Genomic DNA, 3,481 nt, shown 5'->3' on the forward strand with positions numbered 1-3,481 from the left:
CCCCGCGCCCGCGGCGAGGACCTCCGTGGCGTCGCCGCCCGCGCGGCGGAACAGCCGGCGGCGCCGCGGGACGCGCGGGACCTCGCCGTCGGTCGCGATCACGCGCACACCTTAGGCATCCGGCCCGGTCCGGCGCGCCCGTCGGACGGGTCATGCCCGGTCGCGCTTACGCTCCGGGACCGTGAGCGGACGCATCGTGCTGTTCGGCGCCACCGGCTACACGGGCGGGCGCACCGCGGAGGCGCTGGTCGGGCGGGGGGTGCGGCCGGTGCTGGCCGGGCGCGACGGCGCGCGGCTGGCGGCGCTGGGCGAGCGCCTCGGCTGCCCGACGGCGACCGCGGACGTCACCGACGTCGTGTCCGTCTCCGCGCTCGTCGGCCGGGACGACGTGCTGGTCACCACCGTCGGCCCGTTCGCCCGGCTCGGCGGGGCCGCGCTCGCCGCGGCCGTGTCCGCCGGCGCGACCTACCTCGACTCGACCGGCGAGCCGCCCTTCCTCCGCGAGGTCTTCGCGCTGCAGGGGCCGGCCGCCGAGCGCTCCGGGGCGCGGCTGCTCACCGCGTTCGGCCACGACTACGTGCCCGGCGTGCTGGCCGGGGCGCTCGCGCTGCGCGAGGCGGGGGAGCGGGCCGCGCGCGTCGACGTCGGCTACTTCCTCTCCGGCCGCGGCCGGCTGTTCTCCCGCGGCACCGTGAAGTCGCTGATCGGGATCGCCGGCACACCCGGGCACACCTTCCGGCACGGCGCGCTGCACACGGAGAAGGCGGGCGCGCGGCTGCGCACCTACGAGGTCGACGGCCGGCCGCGGCCGGGCGTGTCGATCGGGGGCGTCGAGCAGTTCGCGCTGCCGCGGTTGCACCCCGGGCTGCGCACGGTCGACGTGCACCTCGGCTGGTTCGGCCCGTTGAGCAGCGCCGTGCACGCCGCGAGCCGGCTTCCCGGGCCGCCCGCGCCGCTGCTGAAGGGCCTCGGCCTGCTCGCCGACCGGCTGCCCCGCGACCCCTCCACGGAGGCGCTGGCGCGCTCCCGCTCGCACGTGGTCGCCGAGGTGTTCGACGAGTACGGCACGCTCCTCGCCCGCACGCGGGCCACCGCCCCCGACCCGTACGCGCTGACCGCCGACCTGCTCGCCTGGGGCGCGGCCCGCGCCCTCTCCCACGGCGTGGCCGGTGTCGGGGCGCTCGACCCGGTGGGTGCCTTCGGGCTCGACGCACTCTGCGACGGTGCCGCGGCCGCGGGTCTCACCGTCTCGTGACCGCCGCGGAGGGCGGTGGGCCCCGACGAGCACCGAGCCGCGTCCGTGCCCGCACGATCGCGAGCGGACCGGGTGGGCGCGGCCCGTCCCCACCGCCGGGCGCGGGGGCGCTAGTCTCCCGCGCGATGCGTGATCGGCCCCGCCGCCCGCCCGTCGATCCGCAGGTGATCGGCGCCCTTCGCATGCCCGACAACCCCGAGGGGCCGCTGGCCGCGCTGCTCAAGCGGGTGGCCGTCGCGTTCGGGGCGCTGCTCGCCGCCGCGTTGATCGTCTACTTCGGCCGCAACGGGTACGTCGACAACAACGGCGAGGGCGAGATCTCGTTCAACGACGCCCTCTACTACGCCACGGTGTCGCTCTCGACGACCGGCTACGGCGACATCGTCCCCTTCACCGCGACCGCGCGGCTGCTCACCACCGTCGTGATCACGCCGCTGCGGCTGCTGTTCCTGATCGTCCTCGTCGGCACCACCGTCGAGCTGCTCACCGAACGCTCCCGGCAGTCGTTCCGGATCCAGCGCTGGAGGTCACGCGTGCGCGACCACACCGTCGTCATCGGGTACGGGACGAAGGGACGTGCGGCCGTCGAGACCCTGCTCGGCGACGGTGTCGAGCCGGAACGGATCGTGGTGGTCGACACCGACCGCAACCAGCTCGACGCGGCCTCCGCGCTCGGTCTCGTCACCGTGACGGGAAACGCCACCCGCTCGGCCGTGCTCCGCATCGCGGGCGCCCACCAGGCGTCGGCCATTGTGGTGGCCACGAACCGGGACGACACCGCCGTTCTCGTCACCCTGACGGCGCGCGAGATGGCGCCGAAGACCCGGATCGTGTGCGCGGTCCGGGAGTCGGAGAACGTGCACCTGCTGCGGCAGTCCGGCGCCGACTCGGTGATCGTCTCCGCGGAGACGGCGGGCCGGCTGCTGGGCGTCGCGACCCGGACCCCGAGCGTGGTCGAGGTCGTCGAGGACCTGCTGACCCCGGAGGCGGGGTTCGCGATCAGCGAGCGCGAGGTCGAACCGGACGAGGTGGGCGGCTCGCCGCGGCACCTCGCCGACATCGTGCTGGCCGTGGTGCGCGACGACGCGCTGTACCGGGTCGACGCCTCGGCCGTCGACGCCCTCGAGCGGGGCGACCGGCTGCTGTACGTCCGCAAGGCCACGCCCGCCGACGAGGACTGATCCTGCCGTAGGGTCGCGGACCGTGCGCCTCGCGACCTGGAACGTGAACTCGGCGAAGTCGCGGCTGCCGCGGCTGCTGCCCTGGCTGGACGAGAGGGCCCCGGACGTCGTCTGCCTGCAGGAGACCAAGCTGTCCGACGCCGACTGGGCCGCCGAGTTCGACGGACCGCTGGCCGAGCGCGGCTACGAGGCCGTCCACCACGGGCAGGGCCGGTGGAACGGGGTGGCGCTGCTGTCCCGGGTGGGACTGACGGAGGTCGTGCGCGGGCTGCCCGAGGAGCCCACCTTCGACTCGGACACCCCGGACGCCCGCGCGGTCACCGCCACCTGCGGCGGGCTGCGCGTGACCTCGGTCTACGTGCCCAACGGCCGCACCCCGGACGACCCGCACTACGGCTACAAGCTGCGCTGGCTCGAGGCGCTGCGGCACATGGTGTCCGCGGGCGACACCGCGCACACCGTGGTGGCCGGCGACATGAACATCGCCCCGACGGACGCCGACGTCTGGGACCCCGACCTGTTCGTCGGGTCCACCCACGTCACCCCGCCCGAGCGGGAGGCGCTGGCCGCGCTGCAGGCGACCGGGCTGTCCGACGTGGTGCGCGACCGGTGGCCGGGCGAGCGCGTGTTCTCCTACTGGGACTACCGCGCGGGCCGCTTCCACAAGGACATGGGGATGCGGATCGACCTGGTGCTCTGCGGCGCGGACCCGGCGGGCCGGACGAAGGCGGCGTGGATCGACCGCAAGGCGCGGAAGGGCTCCGGGCCCAGCGACCACGCCCCGGTGGTGGTCGACCTCGACGAGGCACCGGACGGCGACATCGGGCCGGTGGTGCCGCCGCCCTCGACGCCGGCGAAGCTCAAGCACCACTGAGGACGGATCGGGGCCTGCCGGCGGGCGTACTTCTCCTCGCCCCGGGTAGTCGACCCGCATGACGGCTGTCCTGGAACCGACCCGCACCCTCTCCCTCTCCGACCCGCGCACCGGCGAGGCCCTCGAGCCGGTCCCCGTCGCCGGCGAGCAGGAGGTCCGGGCCGCGCTCGC

Annotated in this window: 3 protein-coding genes; all 3 read left to right on the forward strand. The window is 75.6% G+C overall.

Going from position 1 to position 3,481, the window contains the following annotated elements:
• The first annotated feature begins 181 nt into the window (after positions 1-181).
• The 3 genes from ACFQH9_RS32120 (at position 182) to ACFQH9_RS32130 (ending at position 3,310) form a co-directional block, all read left to right on the forward strand.
• Positions 182-1,255, forward strand: a complete 1,074-nt coding sequence (locus ACFQH9_RS32120) for a saccharopine dehydrogenase family protein (RefSeq protein ID WP_379572240.1) — start codon at positions 182-184, stop codon at positions 1,253-1,255.
• Between the two features lie 125 nt (positions 1,256-1,380).
• Positions 1,381-2,436, forward strand: coding sequence for a potassium channel family protein (locus ACFQH9_RS32125; RefSeq protein ID WP_379572242.1), 1,056 nt, complete (start codon positions 1,381-1,383; stop codon positions 2,434-2,436).
• 22 nt (positions 2,437-2,458) lie between these two features.
• Positions 2,459-3,310 carry an exodeoxyribonuclease III gene (locus ACFQH9_RS32130; RefSeq protein WP_379572244.1) on the forward strand — a complete coding sequence of 284 codons (852 nt, stop codon included), beginning with the start codon at positions 2,459-2,461 and terminating at the stop codon, positions 3,308-3,310.
• Positions 3,311-3,481: the final 171 nt, after the last annotated feature.

The sequence above is a fragment of the Pseudonocardia lutea genome (genome assembly GCF_042658055.1).
Taxonomy (GTDB): Bacteria; Actinomycetota; Actinomycetes; order Mycobacteriales; family Pseudonocardiaceae; genus Pseudonocardia; species Pseudonocardia lutea.

What these genes read in the sequence shown, in the direction of transcription:
- ACFQH9_RS32125 (WP_379572242.1), top strand. Translation starts at nt 1,381, where the DNA reads ATGCGTGATCGGCCCCGCCGCCCGCCCGTCGATCCGCAGGTGATCGGC.